Raw genomic sequence first — 17,448 nt, 5'->3', positions numbered from 1 at the left:
ACATAAACCGTGGAATCCTTTTTGGAAAATCATAATGAAAATGAAAACGAATTTGGCGGCCTGCCTTCCTGGCTCCTTTCTGAACGGCCGGGGAGCCTGGAAGCACGTACGCTGGAGGTTCTTTTTATCCGATTTGCCCTGCAGCCTTTTTCGCTGGAGCAGCTTGAGAGCCAGGCAACGGCTTATTTCTCCGCGGCGGAGCTTGTTTACGGCCTTCAGCTGCTCCGGCGGGTGGGGGGCGTGCAAACCGTAAGCAGGGGCTGGTCAGAACAGCTTTATGCGCTTTCGCCTGAGGCCTTTTTTTTCATCCAGCCACGAGAGTTTGTCCTCCTGCGGGCGGACCGCAGCAAAAGCGGGCACCTGCAGGGCCGGGTTACTCTGCTGAAGGAAGCGAAGCCGGCACTGGCTCATCATCTGCTGCGGGTCTTGTCGGGCATTGCGAAAGGCGCTTTGCCCCTGACCGCCCAAGGCCGGGTTCACCAGCGTTCGATGAGCAGGTTCCTGGCGGGGATAAGCCTGACGGATGAAGATCTGGACGGGCTTCGGCTGAGTTATCCGGAACAGGAACATTATCCTCCGGCCGCCGCCGTATTGCTTGATTTGGCTTTGTCTCTGGGTTTGATTCGCAAAAGGGAGAAAACGTGGGCCGTTAACGAACCGCAGCTGGTCCGCTGGCTCGGGCAGTCGGAAGCCGAGATGAACGGCCGTCTGATGGCGGAGCTTATTGTCCGGTACGTTCCGTCCAGCCCTTTTCTGCAACATGCCGTTTGCGCGATGCTGCATCCGGCTTCCCGACCAGGCGAGTGGGACAGCGTTGAAGGCATCCTTCGGCAGCTGCGCGCCAAAGGAATTGGAGGAGGCCGCACGGCTGCTTCCGGGAACCGGATGCTGACAGAAGCTGATGAGCTGGCGTGGCTGTACGGCTGGCTTAAGGCGCTTTGCGGATTCGGCTGGCTCGAACTCGGCTATGCGGCTTCAGAAGACATGCATGAGCAGGGGCAAAGCCAAGGGGGAGAGGTTGAGGGGCCGAAAGGGGGGCCGGAAGAGCTCGCTGCATGGTTTAACGAAAAAAAACGTTCGACAACGGACGTGCCGGGGGCGGCCGGGCTCATGTTCCGTTGGCTGAGCAAACCGGATCCCCGACAAGGATTTGCCGAAAGATTCGGCGGGACCGGATCCGATTCCGGTTCCGGGGTTTTGGCTAATCCGGCAGGCGACGTGTCTTCTCCGGGGACCGGCGGCGTGTTCGTTCAGCCCGACTTCGAAATTCTGGTCCCGCCGGATACCTCTTATGCAGTCCGCTGGGAGCTGGAGCTTTGCTGCCAGCTCACGGCTGCCGATGTCATGACCACCTACCGTCTGACCCGTGAATCCGTGGAAACCGCGCTTACAAGCGGGAGAAGCATGGAGGAACTTTTGGGTTTCCTGGAGAGCCACGCTTTAACGGGGGTGCCGGACTCTCTTGCGATGACGCTCCGGCAATGGGGGGACGAGCTTGGACGAACCGCCTTCTCCAAAGCAGTGCTTTTGCACTGCGCGGATGAAGAGACGGCTGCGCGGATTGCGGCTGAAGCTGCCGTTGAAGCAACGCTGGAACAAATCGGTCCACGCTACTTTATTGTCGCGGCGGGCGCTGTCGGACGGGTCTACCGGGAGCTGGAGCGGCTTGGCCTTGCGCCCCTGAATCCGCCGGAGGATCTCTCTGCGGGGGAGGCGGCCGATTATCCCCGTAAGGAGGAGTTCCCCGAGGCCTGGATCTATTCGGGCAAACCTTTTCGTGCTCTTCCGGCCGGTTCTCCCATCCCCGATTATGAAGAGCTGTTTCCGGGACTGCGAAAGGTTCCGGGATCCTGGACGCGCGAGATGAAATCCTATCACGCCTCCACGGTGAGGCTGCTGTTTCAGCAGGCGCTGGACTGGAAGACAAGGGTGGAGCTCCGTTTGAAAGGCGGCACTTATACCGCCATGCCCAAATGGATTAAAGGCGGAGGAGAGTGGAAAGCCGGGGCGGATCTGGCGGTGGAGGCCGGAGACAACGGTGTGTTCCGGGCAGGAACCTACCGGGAGCTGAACCCGGCCGATATTGAGGGCATCCGCATTCTGCTGCCCGCCAAAACTTAAGTTCCATAGGGCAGCTAAGCTCCTTTCTGGGCGGATTTTCTGCTGTAAGCTCACCCCAGTAAACCCAAAAGCTGATTTTATCTTCTTCTCCGGACGGGTTTATGATATGATGAAAAGGTCTACTGACCGGCGAACGGAGTAGAACATTTTACAGAATAGAGATGAATGTTCATGAGCGTAGCTGAATCGCGAACGGTCGATATGGCCCAAATGCTGACATACGCCTATGAATTGGGCGACATGATCAACCATTCGGCCTGCGTGACCGACTATTTATATTGGAAACAGGCAGTGGAGAGCGACGAGCAGATTCAAAGCTGCGTCCGCAAACTCGCTTCCAAGAAAGAGCTTTTCGAGGAAACCCAGCGTTTCGGGCATTTCCACCCCAACTATCATGAGGCCAAAGATAAAGTGGCTGAGGTGGAACGGGAGCTTGAGGAGTTTGAAGCGGTGAGAAGGTTTAAGCTTGCCGAGAAGGAACTGGACGACATGCTTCACGAAATGTCGGAAATGATTGCCTACTCCGTTTCACAATCGATCAAGGTGCCAAGCAATGATCCGAATCCGAAGGGCGGCTGCGGAGGCGGCGGTTCCTGCGGCTGCGGCGGCTAGAACCGCCGGGATTTATACAAGAAAGCGGGGGAAGCGGCGGACATGTTTCCGGAACGGGCAGGATTTATTATTTGGGTCAGCGATTTGAAAGCGGCCAGAAATCTGGATAAATACGGAAACGTCTTGTATTTGTCCAGAAGAATGCATTACGTGGTGATGTACGTAAATGCCGATCGTGCAGAGGATATTATGAAAAATGTCCGCAAACTCTCGTATGTACGGAAGATCGAAAGATCGTACCGGAATGAGATTAAAACCGAATACAACAAAAATGTGCCTGACAAAACCCAATATTACGGTCTTTAGAGGCGCATGAGTTAGGAATTCCAAATTCCGCTTCGAAAGAAGGAACGGCAGCGCCGTTTCTTCTTTCTTTTTTAGAGGAGATTATTTCTTCCCGCGTCCTGCGAAAATAGCAGGCATAATTCTTTAAAACGGTTAATAGATTCAGATTAGAGAGACTTGTAAAAGAGACTTGCATGAGACTTGCGCATCAAATCGGGATATTATACTATTATAGGAATAAATGCTTAGCCAATTGGTACTATAGCTAAATCTGGAACCTGGGGAGGGTGGGTAGCCTTGAAGGACAGAGCTACGCAGCGTTGGAATACGTATGAATCTTTTTATATCGCGCTTGGCGAATACAAGGTTGCCGATGTTGTAGTCACCCATCATGCTGTGCTCCGATTTAGGGAAAGAATTGGCGCGCCGGCTTCCCAAAATGAGGCCATTGCGGTTTATCTGTGGGACTGCCTCAAGCAAGGCCGGATCACGAAATACTACCGGAACGAAGAGGATGTATACCTGATCGATCAGGACCTTGTTTTTGTGGCGGAATTTGCCGAACTGGCCGGAGAAACGGATTTGCTTGGTCAGCCGCTGTATAAAATGATCATCGTCACTTTCCTCGGGAAAATGTCTGAAACGATGGAACTGAGAGATCTGAAAACCTACTATTCCTGGCTGCGGCATTCCAGGAGAACGACGCTCCTGAAGAACAGCCGCAAACGCAAATAAGAACACGGCTTTTACAGCATGCGCCGCCGGTGAGCGGGCATGCTTTTTTTGTTGTCCGGCAACGGAGGACGGCTCCTGAGTTTTAAATGGTAAACCGGTTTAAACAGCGGCCGCGACATGGTATTGTAAAGGTATAGGAAGGAATGGATCAGGATGGCGCTTAATTATCATCAGCTTCATATTTTTTATACCGTGGCCGAACTCGGGAGTTTCTCCGCTGCCGCCCAAGCGCTGCATATGACCCAACCGGCCGTCACCATGCAAATGCAGTCCCTGGAAGAACACTTTGGCAGCAAGCTGCTGATCCGTTCAACCAGACGGGTCGAACTGACGGAAGCGGGACAGGCGCTGCTGCCGTTTGCCGTGCGCAGTCTCGAGCTGATGAGGGAAACGGAGGACGCCATGTCCCGGTTTACCCACCAGCTCGAAGGGCGGCTGCAGCTTGGCGCCAGCCTGACGATCGGCGAATATGTGCTGCCAAGACTGCTGGGCCCTTTCGGCCATCAATACCCGCATATTCAAATTATGCTGAAGGTCATGAATACCTCGCAGATTGTGGAATACATTCTGCAGCATCAGCTTACGTTCGGACTGGTGGAGGCTCCGGTCGACCATCCCGATATTGAAATAGAACCGGTCATGGAAGACGAATTAATGCTGGTTGTTCCGGCAGGACATGAGCTGGATCAACCGGAAGGCGTGGATTTGGAGGAGGCAGCCAAACATCCTTTTGTGCTCCGTGAGAAGGGCTCGGGAACGAGACAGGTCATGGAAGAGGAAATCCAGCGCCGCGGAATCCGGCTTGAAGATTTAAACGTCGTGATGGAGCTGGGCAGTACCGGCGCGGTGAAATCGGCGGTGGAAGCGGGGTTTGGCGTTACGATGCTGTCTCCGTCCTCCGTCAAGCATGAACTGGCGTTAGGGCTGCTTCGAACGGTTCCTATCCGCAATGCCTCTTTTAAGAGAAGGTTTTTCTCCATTCATTTAAAATCGACTCTGCTGCCTATTTCGGCAGTCACTTTCCTGAACTTCATCAAGCAGCCAAAAGCTAAGGAGGAGCATTTATGATTTTGCGGCAGGGACAAGCCGATTTGCATACGCATTCGACGGCTTCGGACGGGCTGAATTCGCCTGCGGATAACGTAAGAATGGCGAAGGAACAAGGATTGACCGCAATTGCGATCACTGATCACGACACGGTATCGGGAATCGACGAAGCGCTTGAAGCCGGGCGGAAGCTGGATATTCTGGTGGTTCCCGGCATAGAAATCAGCACCCGGGCGGAGGATGCGGACATTCATGTGCTCGGCTATTTTCTGAACCATCGGGATCCGGTGCTTGAGGCAAGGCTGAGCGGGCTGAGAAATGCGAGGGAGCAGCGAAACGAAGTGATTCTGAGCCATCTAAGGAAGCTGGGCGTCCAGATCGGCATGGAGGATGTGCTAAAGGAGCTGGGGCGGGTGCTTCAGGAGGGAGAAAGCCTGGGCCGGCCTCATATCGCTGCCGCTTTAGTGGCCAAAGGTTATGCCTCCGACATCCGTGACGCCTTTGACCGATATTTGGCTGAAGGAGCCGCGGCTTATGCGTCCGTATCGAAAGTAACGCCGCAGGAGGCGTTTGCCTGGATCCGGGAGGCGGGGGGCGCTCCCGTTATAGCCCACCCCGGCATCTATGGCCGGGATTCGTTAATCCTGTCTCTGCTGGAGAGCGGGAAACCGGCCGGGCTGGAGGTCTATCATCCGGATCATTCGCAGGAGGATGAAGCCCGCTACGGAGAATGGGCGGACCGCTACGGGCTGATCGCTACGGGAGGATCCGATTTCCACGGATCGCGGAACGGTGCCGTTTTTCATGGAGAGCTCGGCAGCCGAACCGTATTCTGGCAAGTTGTCCAACAATTAAAGGAGGTATAACCGTTGGAGGAGCACTTGCATCTCGAAGATCCCGAGGCGTTCCTGACTGCATCAGAGTTCATGAAAGCCGTTGAACGAATGGGAATCGGGTTGATTATTACGGACCCTAATTTGCCGGATAACCCGGTTATTTACGTCAATCAAGGATTTACCCTTATGACAGGTTATGAAGCGGAAGAAATTCTGATGCAGAACTGCCGCTGCCTGCAGGGGCCGGATACCAGCGCCGAAGCTCTCATGATTATTAAACGTGCCCAGCTGGACCAGAGTGCAGAGACGGTTACCCTGAAAAATTACCGCAAAGACGGCACGCCCTTCTGGAATCAGCTCACCATCAGCCCGGTCTTCGGGGAAGCCGGAGAACTGCTTTATTTTATCGGTCTGCAGTTTGATATGACGAAAGAAGTCGAGGAGCGGGAAAAATCGTCCCGACGCATCGAGGAGCTTGCTTTCTTTGACTCGCTTACCGGGCTGCTGAACCTAAGCCGTTTTAAGCTGGAGCTGGAGAATGAACTGCGGAAAGGTCGTCCCTGTGCCATCATCCGGATAAATATCGACCGATTCCGCTACCTTAACGAAAGCTACGGGGACAAGACCGGGGACAGTCTGCTGCTGGAAGCTGCGGAACGGATGAAACGTCTGCTGGATGAAGAAGGCATTTTGTGCCGGAGTTTTGCAGACGACTTTATCGTCTTGCTTAAACCCCAGGAAGGCTCCCGTTATGCTATTCATAATCAGGCGCTGATGTTATCGGAGGCCCTTCATAAACCTTATTATGCCAAAAACGAAGAAATCAGGCTGAATTTCAGTTTTGGCATCAGCATGTATCCCGATCATGGGGAAGAAGGGCCGCTGTTACTCAATTATGCCGACTTGGCCTTAAAAAAAAGCAAACAGGAAAATGTCGGCGAGCCTTATTGGTTTCATTACGCTTTGCTGGATCAGATCCATAAACGGATCGAAATCGAGAAGAAATTGCCCAAAGCTTTGGAGAACGGGGAATTCGAGCTGTTTTTCCAGCCGAAAGGAAACCTGGACCCGGTCCCGTCCCTGGTCGGCTTGGAGGTCCTGCTGCGCTGGAACGATCCGGGGCGGGGAATGATTCCGCCGATGGAGTTTATTCCGGTAGCGGAGGAGAACGGGTTTATCATCCGGCTCGGCGAGTGGGTTCTGCGGGAAAGCTGCCGGCTCGCCAAACTTTGGCAGGACGAGGGTTATCCGAAAGTGACGATATCCGTCAACGTTTCGGCCATACAGTTCAGGCATCCTCAATTTCTGGACGTTGTCGACAACGCGTTGTTGGATTCCGGCTTGGAGCCGTGTTATCTGGAGCTGGAAGTTACGGAGACGATGCTGAACGATCCGGTGATGATCAAAGAGAAGCTCGAAAGGCTCAGAAGCAAAGGCATTAAAATTTCCATCGACGATTTCGGAACCGGTTATTCTTCTATTCATTATTTAAAAACGCTCCCCATCGATATTTTAAAAATCGACAAGTCGTTTGTTCAGGCCACACCGCTGTCCGAACAAGACAGCACGCTGCTGGTGTCCATCATTCAGCTGGGCAAATCGTTTGGCCTTACCGTTCTTGCCGAAGGTGTGGAATCGAAGTCGCAGCTCGAATTTCTGGCAGGCAGCGGCTGCGACCTGATTCAGGGCTATTATTACAGCCGCCCGCTGAGCCGTGCCGCCATGGAGCAAATGTTCAGAGACGACATGAGCGTCGGGCTGGAAAGGGAAAAATAAAGCAAGAGCCGCCGCAACCCGGGAAAACCGGCAGCGGCGGCTCTTTTTCTTGATGCCTGCCTCTTCTTATTTAATGGTGCTCGGCAGCGCTTTTACAAGCTGCGCATCCGGCGTAACGAATAACGTGCGCTGGTGGTCGTAAATTACGAACCCTGGTTTGGCGCCGTTAGGCTTGCGCACGTGGCGGATCAGCGTGCAATCCACGGGAACGCTGCTGGATTCCTTCGCCTGGCTGAAATAAGCGGCAAGCTGCGCGGCTTCTTCCAGCGTAGCGTCCGAGAAAGAATGCGCGCGGATCAGCACATGTGACCCCGGGATGTCCTTGGTATGGAGCCAGGTGTCATTCGGCGTGCCAAGACGGTTGGTGATGTATTCATTTTGCAGATTATTTTTGCCGACGACCAGCTCGATGCCTTCCGAAGAAGTATAAACGTGGAGGGTGGGCCGGTTGTCTTTTTTCTTCTTTTTCCCGTTTTTCCGGCCTCTGTCGCGCAAATAGCCTTGCGAAGTCAGCTCCTCGCGAATTTCCTCGATGTCGTTCATGCTGGCAAAGGACAGCTGCTGCAGGAGCTCATCCATATAGGCGATTTCCTCATGGGTGATTTTCAGCTGTTCATGGATTACCGCCAGGCTGTTCTTGAACTTGTTGTACTTTTTAAAATAACGCTGCGCATTTTCCGAAGGGGTCAGAAGGGGATCCAAAGGAATGGTGATCATTCCCTGATCTTCATCGTAATAATTGATCAGCTCTACCTCGTTTTGCCCCTTGGTAATCAAATGAAGGGAAGGCAGCAGCAGTTCGCCCCAGATTTTGTATTTCTCCGCATCATCGGCTTCCTCCAGATCTTTCTGCAGGTTGGACAGCTTTTTGATGTTTTTGCTCCGCTCGTTCTGCAGGAAGCGCAGCAGGTCGCTGACTTTTTGCTTCACCGTATCCCGTTCGGCTTTGTCGCCGTAATAATCCTCCATGCAGATGCTGATCGTCTCATAGCTGCGTTTCGTTTCCGGTTTGATGATCGTAAGATCCACGGCCGAAAAAATGCTTTTGCCTTTGGCGTTTTCCCCGGAAGTCGGCTGGAAAGCGCCGCTGCGCACCTGGGCCATCATTTCTGAAAAAGCCTTCCACAGGCTTTCTTCGAAAGAAGAACCGTCTGCTGCCGCGGACTGTCGCTCCAGTGCCGCCCGGTTGAGCAGCTCCCCGGCAAGCAGCGGGCTTAAACCGCTGTACGTTTCGACCAGCCAATGGGGTTCGGCCGGTTCGGCCGCCTGACGGAGGCGCTCCAGAAACTCGGCTTCCCCTGCTTCAAGCGGATCCAGCTTGTTCTGCTGGGGCGGTTCGGTGTAGGAGAAGCCGGGCATGACGACCCTGTAGCTGCTGATGGACGGGGTAACATGGTGTATGCCGTCCAGCTGCGTGCCTGTCGCCGGGTCAAGCAAAATGATATTGCTGTGCCTGCCCATCAGCTCGATTACGATTTTTTTCTGGGATGTGTCCCCAAGCTCGTCTCTCTGCTTAAGATCAATGTGAATAATCCGTTCCATGCCTACCTGGGTGACCCGTTCGATGATCCCGCTCTCGCAGTGTTTGCGGAGCAGCATGCAGAACATTGGGGCTTCCTGCGGATTCAGAAAGGTCGACTCGGTAAAATGCACGCGCGGGTAGGTCGGATTGGCGGAAAGCATCAGCCTCTGGTTGCCGCCGCGGGTTCTTAAATGCATCACAATGTCGTTGTCCGAGGGTTGATGAATTTTATTAATACGGGCGCCGATGCAAGCCTGAAGCTCATGCACGATAGCGCGGGTTACGATGCCGTCGAGTGCCATAGTTAAAAATTCTCCTAATGTCCATGTATTGTCTTCCTTCCCTATGATGCCATACTTGGAGCAAAAACTTAAGTGGCTGTGATATTTCGGGACTGGCCTGAATACATTTACCCTAGGTGGAAAAGCCTTCACGCGGTCAGGAACGCAGAAATAACGGGAGGGAAGAAGGAGCATGGAACAAAAAAGTTGGCACCGCCTAGAACCAAAAGAACTGCTGGAATGGTTTCAGGTGAAGCGGGATCAGGGGCTGTCCGCCGATGAGGCGGACAAGTGGCGGGAGACGGCAGGCTGGAACGAGCTGCAGGAAGCCAAAAAGGTATCGCCGCTGCTGCTGTTTTTAAATCAATTTAAAGACTTTATGATGCTGGTGCTGATGGGAGCCACTCTCATTTCGGGACTGCTCGGCGAATATCTGGACGCCATAACCATTGTTGCGATCATTGTGCTGAACGGGTTCCTTGGGTTTATTCAGGAGTTCCGGGCGGAGCGGTCGCTGCGGGCGCTCAAGCAGCTGTCGGCTCCAAGCGCAAGCGTGCTGCGCGGCGGCAAGGAAATCGTCATTCCCGCCAGGGAAATCGTTCCGGGCGATATAGTTCTGCTGGAGAGCGGCGACCGGATCCCCGCCGATATCCGCTGGCTGGATACGACCGGCTGCGACGTGGAGGAATCCGCTTTGACGGGCGAATCCCATCCGGTGGGCAAATTTTCGCAGGCCATTCCGGAGGAGGAAGTGCCGCTCGGCGACCAGAAAAACATCGGTTTTATGGGTACCATGGTCACCCGGGGCAGCGGCAAAGGCATTGTTATCCGCACCGGCATGAATACGGAAATGGGCAAAATCGCCGATCTGATTCAAAATACGGAAAGCCAGGAGACCCCGCTTCAGCGGAGACTCGAGCAGCTTGGGAAAATTCTGATCGTCGTAGCGCTGGCTTTGACGGTGGTCGTCGTTTTGGCCGGCATTTTGCATGGACAGCCTCCGGGCAATATGTTTTTTGCCGGGGTCAGCCTTGCGGTGGCTGCTATTCCGGAAGGGCTTCCGGCTATCGTCACCATTGCGCTGGCGCTTGGCGTTCAGCGGATGATCAAACGCAGGGCGATCGTGCGCAAGCTGCCGTCCGTCGAAACCTTGGGCTGCGCGTCGGTCATTTGCTCGGACAAGACGGGAACGCTCACCCAGAATAAAATGACGGTCACGAAGGTTTGGGCCGAAGGCCGGGAATTTAAAGTGACGGGGGAAGGCTACGAACCCCGCGGCGACATTTGGGACGGCGGACGTCCGGTCGACCTGCGCAAGGAGCAGGGGCTGCGCCGGCTGCTGCAGATCAGCGCCTTGTGCAGCAATGCGGAGATTCTGGAAACCGAGGAAGAGGAGAACTCAAATGCGGGCCGCAAGCGTTCCGGCGGCGAAGAAAAAGAATCCAGATGGATTCTGAAAGGCGATCCTACGGAAGGCGCGCTTGTAGCGCTGGCTTCCAAAATGGATCATTCTCCCGCCGTGCTGTCCGCCCTGTATACGAAGGAAAAAGAATTTCCGTTTGACGCCAAACGCAAACGCATGTCCGTTCTCGTCTCCCACCAGGGAGGACGGCTTTTGTTTGTCAAAGGCGCGCCGGATATGCTGCTGGACCGCTGCTCCTACATTTTGTGGGACGGCAAGGTGATGCCGCTGACCGGTACGCTCCGTCAGAAGGTAGCGGCGGCCAACGAACAAATGGCGCGCGGCGCGCTGCGGGTTTTGGGGGTCGCCTACCGCGATCTGCGGCCGCATGACAGCGTAAAAGACGAAGAATCCGCGGAATCGCAGCTGATTTTTGTCGGGCTGACCGGCATGATCGATCCGCCGCGCCGCGAAGCGCGCGATGCCATCGCCACCTGCCGCCGCGCCGGCATCAAAACGGTCATGATTACCGGCGACCATGGTCTTACGGCCGAAGCGATCGCCCATGAGCTGGGCATCATTCCCCGCGGCGGCCGAGTGATGAGCGGCCAGCAGCTGGGTGTCTTAAGCGACGAGGAACTGGACAAGGTAAGCGATGAAATTTACGTATACTCCAGAGTTTCGCCCGAGCATAAGCTGCGGATCGTCAAATCGCTGCAGCGCAGGGGGCATGTCGTCGCCATGACCGGAGACGGCGTGAACGACGCGCCGGCGATCAAAGCGGCCGACATCGGTATCGCCATGGGCATTACCGGTACGGATGTTTCCAAAGAAGCGTCCTCGCTGATTCTGAGCGACGACAACTTCTCGACCATCGTGTCCGCTATTGAAGAGGGCCGCAATATCTATGAAAATATCCGCAAATTTATCCGGTATTTGCTCGCTTCCAACGTCGGCGAAATTTTAACGATGTTTTTCGCCATGCTGGCGGGCCTGCCGCTGCCGCTGCTGCCGATCCAGATTTTATGGGTCAATCTGGTGACGGACGGACTTCCGGCCATGGCGCTGGGCGTCGACCAGCCGGAAAAGGATCTGATGGAGCACAAGCCGCGTGGTGCGAAGGAAAACATCTTCGCGCGCAGGCTCGGCTGGAAAATTCTCAGCCGCGGGCTGCTGATCGGCGTTTGTACGCTGGGCGCCTTCTGGCTCACGCTGAATATTTCGCCGGACGATCAGGGGCAGCTGATGAAAGCCCAGTCGGTCGCTTTCGTTACCCTGGTTATGGCGCAGCTGATCCACGTGTTCGACTGCCGCAGCTCCCGTTCCATTTTTCACCGGAACGCGCTGCAGAACAAATTCCTGGTGCTGGCCGTATTGTCCTCGGTGGTCATGACGCTTGCGGTTATGTATATCGAACCTTTGCAGCCGATCTTTAAAACGGTGCCGCTTGGCTTCCGCGAATGGGCGATTTCCCTTGTGGCCGCGGGCATTCCGACCTTCCTGATGGGCGCCGGAAGCGTCTGGTCGGGCAACCGGCGGCGTTCCGCGGGGTCCGGAGGCCGGCCAAGAGCGGTGAATAGTACAAATATTCGTGCATAAAGTGAATAGCCATCCGGGTTTGCAAAGCATACACTATTCGTTACAATGAGGGTAACAGTACATGCTTTGAGGAGTGTAAGCGGATGGAATTTACGAAAATGCACGGCCTCGGCAACGATTTTCTTGTTTTTTACGGTTTGGAGCAGCTTCCGGACCGCGTCGCCGAGCTTGCCGTTCGATATTGCGACAGACATTTTGGCGTAGGAGCCGACGGCTTGGTGTTTATTCTTCCGTCCGCCCGGGCGGATTTCCGGATGGTCATCATCAACTCGGACGGCAGCGAAGCGGAGCAGTGCGGGAACGCCATCCGCTGCGCGGCGAAATACGTTTATGATGGCGGCCACACGGACAGCAGGGAAATCACGATCGAAACGCTCGGGGCCGGCATACAGCCGGTCACGCTGACCGTAGAGAACGGCAAAGTCCAAACGGTAAGAGTGGATATGGGGGCTCCGACTCTTGAAGGCCGTTTGATTCCGACAACGCTGGACGGCGATGCTGTCATAGACCAGCCGATAGAAGCGGACGGGGAAACGTTCCGGTTTACCGGCGTTTCGATGGGAAATCCCCATGCGGTCATTTATGTGGAGGATGCCCCTTCCTATGATCTCCGCACTTGGGGGCCTAAGTTGGAGACGCATCCGCTGTTTCCGCGAAAAACCAATGTAGAATTTGCGACCGTCACCGGCCCGGAGCGTATTGAAATGCGCGTTTGGGAACGCGGGGCGGGACCGACGTTAGCCTGCGGAACCGGAGCCTGCGCGACGCTGGTTTCATCCGTGCTGAACGGATTGACGGAACGGACGGCCTGGGTAGGGCTTGCCGGGGGCGACCTGTTTATTGAATGGAACGCCGACGACAATCACGTATATATGACGGGACCTGCGGAGACGGTTTATAGAGGCGTGCTGAATCCAGAATAAAGGTTGAAAATGTTCATCTTTAAGGTCCGGCAGTCAGGGCAGCCTGATGGCCGGACGTTTTTTTGTATTCAAACTCCGGCTCTTCTTAAGATAAGTCTTATTTTTCGATCGAATTTATGTTACATTAAATGAAATTTTAGCCCGGAAGAAAGAGGGGAGTTTATGACGGATCTGCGCAAGGCGCTCGAGAGCAAAATCTTAATAGGCGATGGGGCCATGGGCACATATTTATCCCAATTGGGTCATCCCGTCGGCATATCCTACGATGAATTGAACCTGGTTTCCCCGGAAGCGATCCGGGAAGTCCATGCCCAATATATTCAAGCAGGGGCCAACGTCATTGAAACGAACACGTTCTCCGCAAATGCCTATAAATTGTCCAAGTTCGGACTTGAAGCCAAAACGGCCGAAATCAACCGCGCCGGGGTCCGCATTGCCAGGGAGGCCGCTGCAGGCACCTCCGCTTATGTAGTCGGGGCTGTAGGCTCTATACGCAGCGGACGCCGGATCAACGTTTCGGCTCGCGAGCTCGGCGTGTATTTCGGACAGCAGATTGACGCGCTGCTGGAGGAAGGCGTGGACGGGATTTTGCTGGAAACCTTTTTTGATCTGGAAGAAATGGAGATTGCCGTCAAAAGCGTGCGTGAACGCAGCGGCGTTCCGATCATTGCCCAGTTCGCCGTAGATCAGGTCGGCCGTACGCTGGACGGTTACTCGATCGCCGATGCCTTCAGCATTTTGAAGCAGGAAGGCGTGGATGTGGTCGGGTTCAACTGTCATTCCGGCCCTCAAGGCATCATGAGCGTGATTCAGCAGCTCCCCGTGCCGCTGGAAATTCCTTTGTCGGTCTTCCCGAATGCGGGTTTGGCGAGCTTTGTGGATGGAAAATATGTATACCGTGCGACGCCCGCTTATTTTGGCGAACGGGCCAGAGATTTTGCCGATGCCGGCGTCAGGCTGATCGGCGGTTGCTGCGGAACAACGCCGGAGCATGTCGCCGAAATGGCGAAAGCCCTGGCCGATTATAAGCCGCGTCCGCTTGCGGCGGCGCCTAAGCTGTCGCGTGAATCCGTGTCCGCGATCCGTCAGCTCAACGGCAAAGAAGAAGAGGCCGGCCGTGCGGGCGGTGCCGGTGCTCCGACGCTCGTGGATCTGGTCAGACAGCGTCATACGCTGATCGTGGAACTGGATCCGCCCCGCGATCTGGACATCACCAAATTTATGGAGGGAGCCGCCGCCTTGAAGGAGGCCGGCGTGGATGCCGTCACCATGGCGGACAACTCCCTCGCCGTGGCGCGGATGAGCAACATGGCGCTCGGCCATCTGGTGCAGGAGCGCATCGGGCTGCGAACGCTGGCGCACATCGCCTGCCGTGACCGCAATCTGATCGGCACCCAGTCGCACATGATGGGCTTTGACGCCCTGGGCATTAACCATGTGCTCGCCGTGACGGGCGATCCTTCGCGGTTCGGCGATCTGCCGGACGCGAGTTCGGTTTATGATTTGACCTCGTTCCAGATCATTAAAATGATCAAGCAGCTCAACGAGGGCATCGCCTTTTCGGGCAAACCCCTGAAGCATAAAGCCAAATTTGTTGTGGGAGCGGCTTTTAACCCGAACGTCAAACATTTGGACAAGGCGGTTCAGCGTCTGGAGAAGAAGATCGCCTCGGGAGCGGATTATGTCATGACCCAGCCGGTCTATGATCCGGAGCTGATCGCCAGAATCAAGGAAGCGACGGCTCACCTTGATATTCCTATTTTTATCGGGATCATGCCGCTGGCCAGCGGGAAAAACGCGGAATACCTGCACAACGAGGTGCCGGGCATCGAACTTCCGGAGTCCATCCGGATGCGGATGAACGGACTGGCCGGAGAGCAGGGCCGGCTGGAAGGCGTCGAGATCGCTAAGGAGCTGATTGACGCGGCCATGGAGCATTTTAACGGAATTTATCTGATGACCCCGTTTTTGTTTTACGAAATGAGTGTGGCTTTGGCAAAATATGTGCAGGAGAAGTCGAAAGAGGGCGCGGCCCACTTGTTTCACTCCTGATTTTCAATTACAATAGTGTAACGGATGTGATGCCGATGTCATTGAGTATGACCGGATTCGGTCAATCCGTTCTGCATGTTGGCGGCTATGTCATTCAATGCGAAGTCAAATCTGTTAACCACCGGTATTGCGAGATCGTATTCCGCATGCCGAGAGAGTGGACGTGTCATGAAGACGGATTGCGTCGGTTGGTGCAGGGCCGGATCAAACGGGGACGGATTGATGTTTTTATTAGCAAGGAAAGGGAAGATGAGAGCTCTGCATCCCAGAAGCTCAATCTTTCTGCGGCCCGGGATTATGTGCAATCCGCGAAAGAATTAATGGAAGCCTTCGGATTAGAGGGCATGCCGACGGCTGCCCAGCTTTTGACGATGCCAGGCGTTATGGTTCCCGCCGAACAGGCGGAGGATCATGGGGCCGGCAGTCAAGAGGAATGGGAAGCCGTTCTTCGTCAGGCGCTGGGACAAGCGCTTGACGGCCTTTCGGCCATGCGCTCCAAGGAAGGAAGCCATCTTGCGGAAGATTTGTCGCAGCGCTTCGGTCGGCTCGAAACGTTTCATGCTGAATTGGTCAAATTGGCCCCAAACGTGGTGGAAGAATATCGGAGCAGGCTGAGAAGCCGGCTTACTGAACTTCTGGACGGTCCCTTTGATGATCAAAGGTTCGGCATGGAAGTAGCGGTTTTTGCCGACAAATCCAACGTAGATGAAGAGTTGACAAGGCTGAGCAGCCATTTGACCCAATGCAGGGGGCTGCTGTCCGGGAGCGAGCCTGCCGGAAGAAAGCTTGATTTCCTGATCCAGGAAATGAACCGGGAAGTGAATACGATTGGTTCTAAAGCCAATCATCTAGCAATCGTTAACCTTGTCGTCGAGATGAAAGCCGAGCTTGAGAAGATCCGCGAACAGGCGGCAAATCTGGAGTAGCTTTCAGGCACGCGGCACTAAATTAGGGGGAACAACCTGTACATGGCAATCAAACTTATTAATATTGGCTTCGGCAATATCGTGTCAGCCAATCGTATCATTTCCATCGTAAGTCCCGAATCAGCGCCGATTAAACGGATCATTCAGGAAGCCAGAGACCGGCATATGCTGATTGATGCTACATACGGCCGCAGAACGCGGGCGGTAATTATTACGGACAGCGATCACGTGATTTTGTCGGCGGTCCAGCCGGAAACCGTGGCGCATCGTCTGTCTACCAAAGACGACGACAATGACGAGTAAAATGGAGAGAACAATGTCTAAAGGGTTATTAATTGTATTATCCGGTCCGTCCGGTGTAGGAAAAGGCACGGTGTGCAAAGAGCTGCGCCAGCGCATGCCCGAGCTCGTATACTCCGTTTCGGCAACGACACGCCAGCCGCGGGTGGGCGAGGAGCATGGCGTGAATTATTTTTTTAAAACGCATGAGCAATTCCAGAAAATGATCGCAGGTGACCAGCTGCTGGAGTATGCCTGTTATGTCGATAACTATTATGGCACTCCGCGGGATTTCGTGGAGCAGACAATCAACAGCGGCAAAGACATCATTCTTGAAATTGAAGTGCAGGGCGCGCTCAAGGTCAAGGAGAAATTTCCGGAAGGCGTATTCGTATTCCTGCTGCCTCCTTCCATGGAGGAATTGAAGGACCGGATCGTGGGCCGCGGCACGGAAAATCAGGCGACGATCGATCACCGGCTGTCGGTGGCGGTTGATGAAATCGGTTTGCTTGAGTATTATGATTATGCTGTGGTCAACGATCAAATTGATCTGGCGTGCAAGCGAATAGAAAGCATCATTGTCGCCGAACATTGTAAAGTGCATAAATAAAAGGGCGGAAGGCGCTGCCCGAAGAAGAGGTGTAGAGAGTGCTGTATCCATCTATTGATAAAATGCTCGAGAAAGTTGACAGCAAATATTCGCTGGTCGTTGCGGCTTCGCGCAGAGCCAGACAGCTCAGAGAAGGCGAAAAGTCCGAGCTTAAGGGACCTAAATCCCACAAGCAGGTCGGCGTTGCCCTTGAAGAAATCTACGGTGATTTTGTGAAAATCAAACGCGACGGAAACGAGTTTTCCGAAGACGGAAACGAACAGGAATAGCCTGCAGCTTTGCTGATAATGACAACCGAAAGGTTGTTATTTTTTTAAAAGGGAAGCGAGCATAAGCCATACACCCTCAAAGAAGGAACGCGGTAACTCCGGTTAGGCCGGGTGCGGCGTTTCTTCCTGTCTGTAGGGGTTTTTGCCTGGGAATTCCGGATATCCAGTTTGAA

General features: G+C 54.5%; 15 protein-coding genes. 14 read left to right on the top strand and 1 reads right to left on the bottom strand.

Annotation, left to right across the window (positions count from 1 at the left end; translation table 11 throughout):
- Positions 1–9: 9 nt before the first annotated feature.
- The 7 genes from AC3ZPD_RS05975 (at position 10) to AC3ZPD_RS05945 (ending at position 7,412) form a co-directional block, all read left to right on the top strand.
- Complete coding sequence (locus tag AC3ZPD_RS05975; RefSeq protein ID WP_490983344.1) at positions 10–2,121, top strand: helicase-associated domain-containing protein; 2,112 nt, start codon at positions 10–12, stop codon at positions 2,119–2,121.
- A gap of 171 nt (positions 2,122–2,292) precedes the next feature.
- A complete protein-coding gene (locus tag AC3ZPD_RS05970; RefSeq protein WP_490983343.1) occupies positions 2,293–2,733 on the top strand; it encodes a YlbF/YmcA family competence regulator in 441 nt (146 codons plus the stop codon).
- A 42-nt stretch (positions 2,734–2,775) separates the two neighbouring features.
- Positions 2,776–3,039: a YlbG family protein gene (locus AC3ZPD_RS05965; RefSeq protein WP_094096168.1), complete on the top strand. Its 264-nt coding sequence runs from the start codon at positions 2,776–2,778 to the stop codon at positions 3,037–3,039.
- 276 nt (positions 3,040–3,315) lie between these two features.
- Complete coding sequence (locus tag AC3ZPD_RS05960; protein WP_490983342.1) at positions 3,316–3,753, top strand: hypothetical protein; 438 nt, start codon at positions 3,316–3,318, stop codon at positions 3,751–3,753.
- Between the two features lie 153 nt (positions 3,754–3,906).
- On the top strand, positions 3,907–4,821 hold the full coding sequence (locus tag AC3ZPD_RS05955) for a selenium metabolism-associated LysR family transcriptional regulator (RefSeq protein ID WP_490983341.1): 915 nt from the start codon (positions 3,907–3,909) through the stop codon (positions 4,819–4,821).
- Positions 4,818–5,666 (top strand): PHP domain-containing protein, encoded by an 849-nt coding sequence (locus AC3ZPD_RS05950; RefSeq protein ID WP_490983340.1) that lies wholly within the window; start codon positions 4,818–4,820, stop codon positions 5,664–5,666. Before AC3ZPD_RS05955 ends, AC3ZPD_RS05950 begins: the two co-directional genes overlap by 4 nt.
- A 3-nt stretch (positions 5,667–5,669) precedes the next feature.
- Positions 5,670–7,412: a putative bifunctional diguanylate cyclase/phosphodiesterase gene (locus AC3ZPD_RS05945; protein WP_490983339.1), complete on the top strand. Its 1,743-nt coding sequence runs from the start codon at positions 5,670–5,672 to the stop codon at positions 7,410–7,412.
- Positions 7,413–7,478: 66 nt separating this feature from the next.
- Here the strand turns inward: AC3ZPD_RS05945 and AC3ZPD_RS05940 are convergent, their stop codons facing one another.
- The gene (locus AC3ZPD_RS05940) at positions 7,479–9,236 is read right to left on the bottom strand and encodes an Rqc2 family fibronectin-binding protein (RefSeq protein WP_490983338.1); all 1,758 of its coding nucleotides are present in this window, start codon (positions 9,234–9,236) and stop codon (positions 7,479–7,481) included.
- A 172-nt stretch (positions 9,237–9,408) separates the two neighbouring features.
- Here AC3ZPD_RS05940 and AC3ZPD_RS05935 point away from each other — a divergent pair, with 172 nt between their 5' ends.
- The 7 genes from AC3ZPD_RS05935 to rpoZ all read left to right on the top strand — a co-directional run bounded on the left by AC3ZPD_RS05935 (position 9,409) and on the right by rpoZ (position 17,275).
- Positions 9,409–12,216, top strand: coding sequence for a calcium-translocating P-type ATPase, SERCA-type (locus tag AC3ZPD_RS05935; RefSeq protein ID WP_490983337.1), 2,808 nt, complete (start codon positions 9,409–9,411; stop codon positions 12,214–12,216).
- An 83-nt stretch (positions 12,217–12,299) separates the two neighbouring features.
- Positions 12,300–13,139, top strand: a complete 840-nt coding sequence (gene dapF, locus AC3ZPD_RS05930) for a diaminopimelate epimerase (protein WP_490983336.1) — start codon at positions 12,300–12,302, stop codon at positions 13,137–13,139.
- A 162-nt stretch (positions 13,140–13,301) separates the two neighbouring features.
- Complete coding sequence (locus tag AC3ZPD_RS05925) at positions 13,302–15,191, top strand: bifunctional homocysteine S-methyltransferase/methylenetetrahydrofolate reductase (RefSeq protein WP_490983335.1); 1,890 nt, start codon at positions 13,302–13,304, stop codon at positions 15,189–15,191.
- A gap of 35 nt (positions 15,192–15,226) precedes the next feature.
- Positions 15,227–16,117 (top strand): YicC/YloC family endoribonuclease, encoded by an 891-nt coding sequence (locus AC3ZPD_RS05920; RefSeq protein WP_490983334.1) that lies wholly within the window; start codon positions 15,227–15,229, stop codon positions 16,115–16,117.
- Between the two features lie 42 nt (positions 16,118–16,159).
- Positions 16,160–16,420: an extracellular matrix/biofilm regulator RemA gene (gene remA / locus AC3ZPD_RS05915; protein ID WP_005548256.1), complete on the top strand. Its 261-nt coding sequence runs from the start codon at positions 16,160–16,162 to the stop codon at positions 16,418–16,420.
- A gap of 13 nt (positions 16,421–16,433) precedes the next feature.
- Positions 16,434–17,006 carry a guanylate kinase gene (gmk, locus tag AC3ZPD_RS05910; RefSeq protein ID WP_490983333.1) on the top strand — a complete coding sequence of 191 codons (573 nt, stop codon included), beginning with the start codon at positions 16,434–16,436 and terminating at the stop codon, positions 17,004–17,006.
- Positions 17,007–17,044: 38 nt separating this feature from the next.
- Positions 17,045–17,275: a DNA-directed RNA polymerase subunit omega gene (gene rpoZ, locus AC3ZPD_RS05905; RefSeq protein WP_094093469.1), complete on the top strand. Its 231-nt coding sequence runs from the start codon at positions 17,045–17,047 to the stop codon at positions 17,273–17,275.
- Positions 17,276–17,448 lie beyond the last annotated feature (173 nt).

Source organism: Paenibacillus mobilis (genome assembly GCF_058267595.1).
Note: the sequence above shows the minus strand (reverse complement) of the source record. Positions and strands in the feature narration are given on the sequence as shown.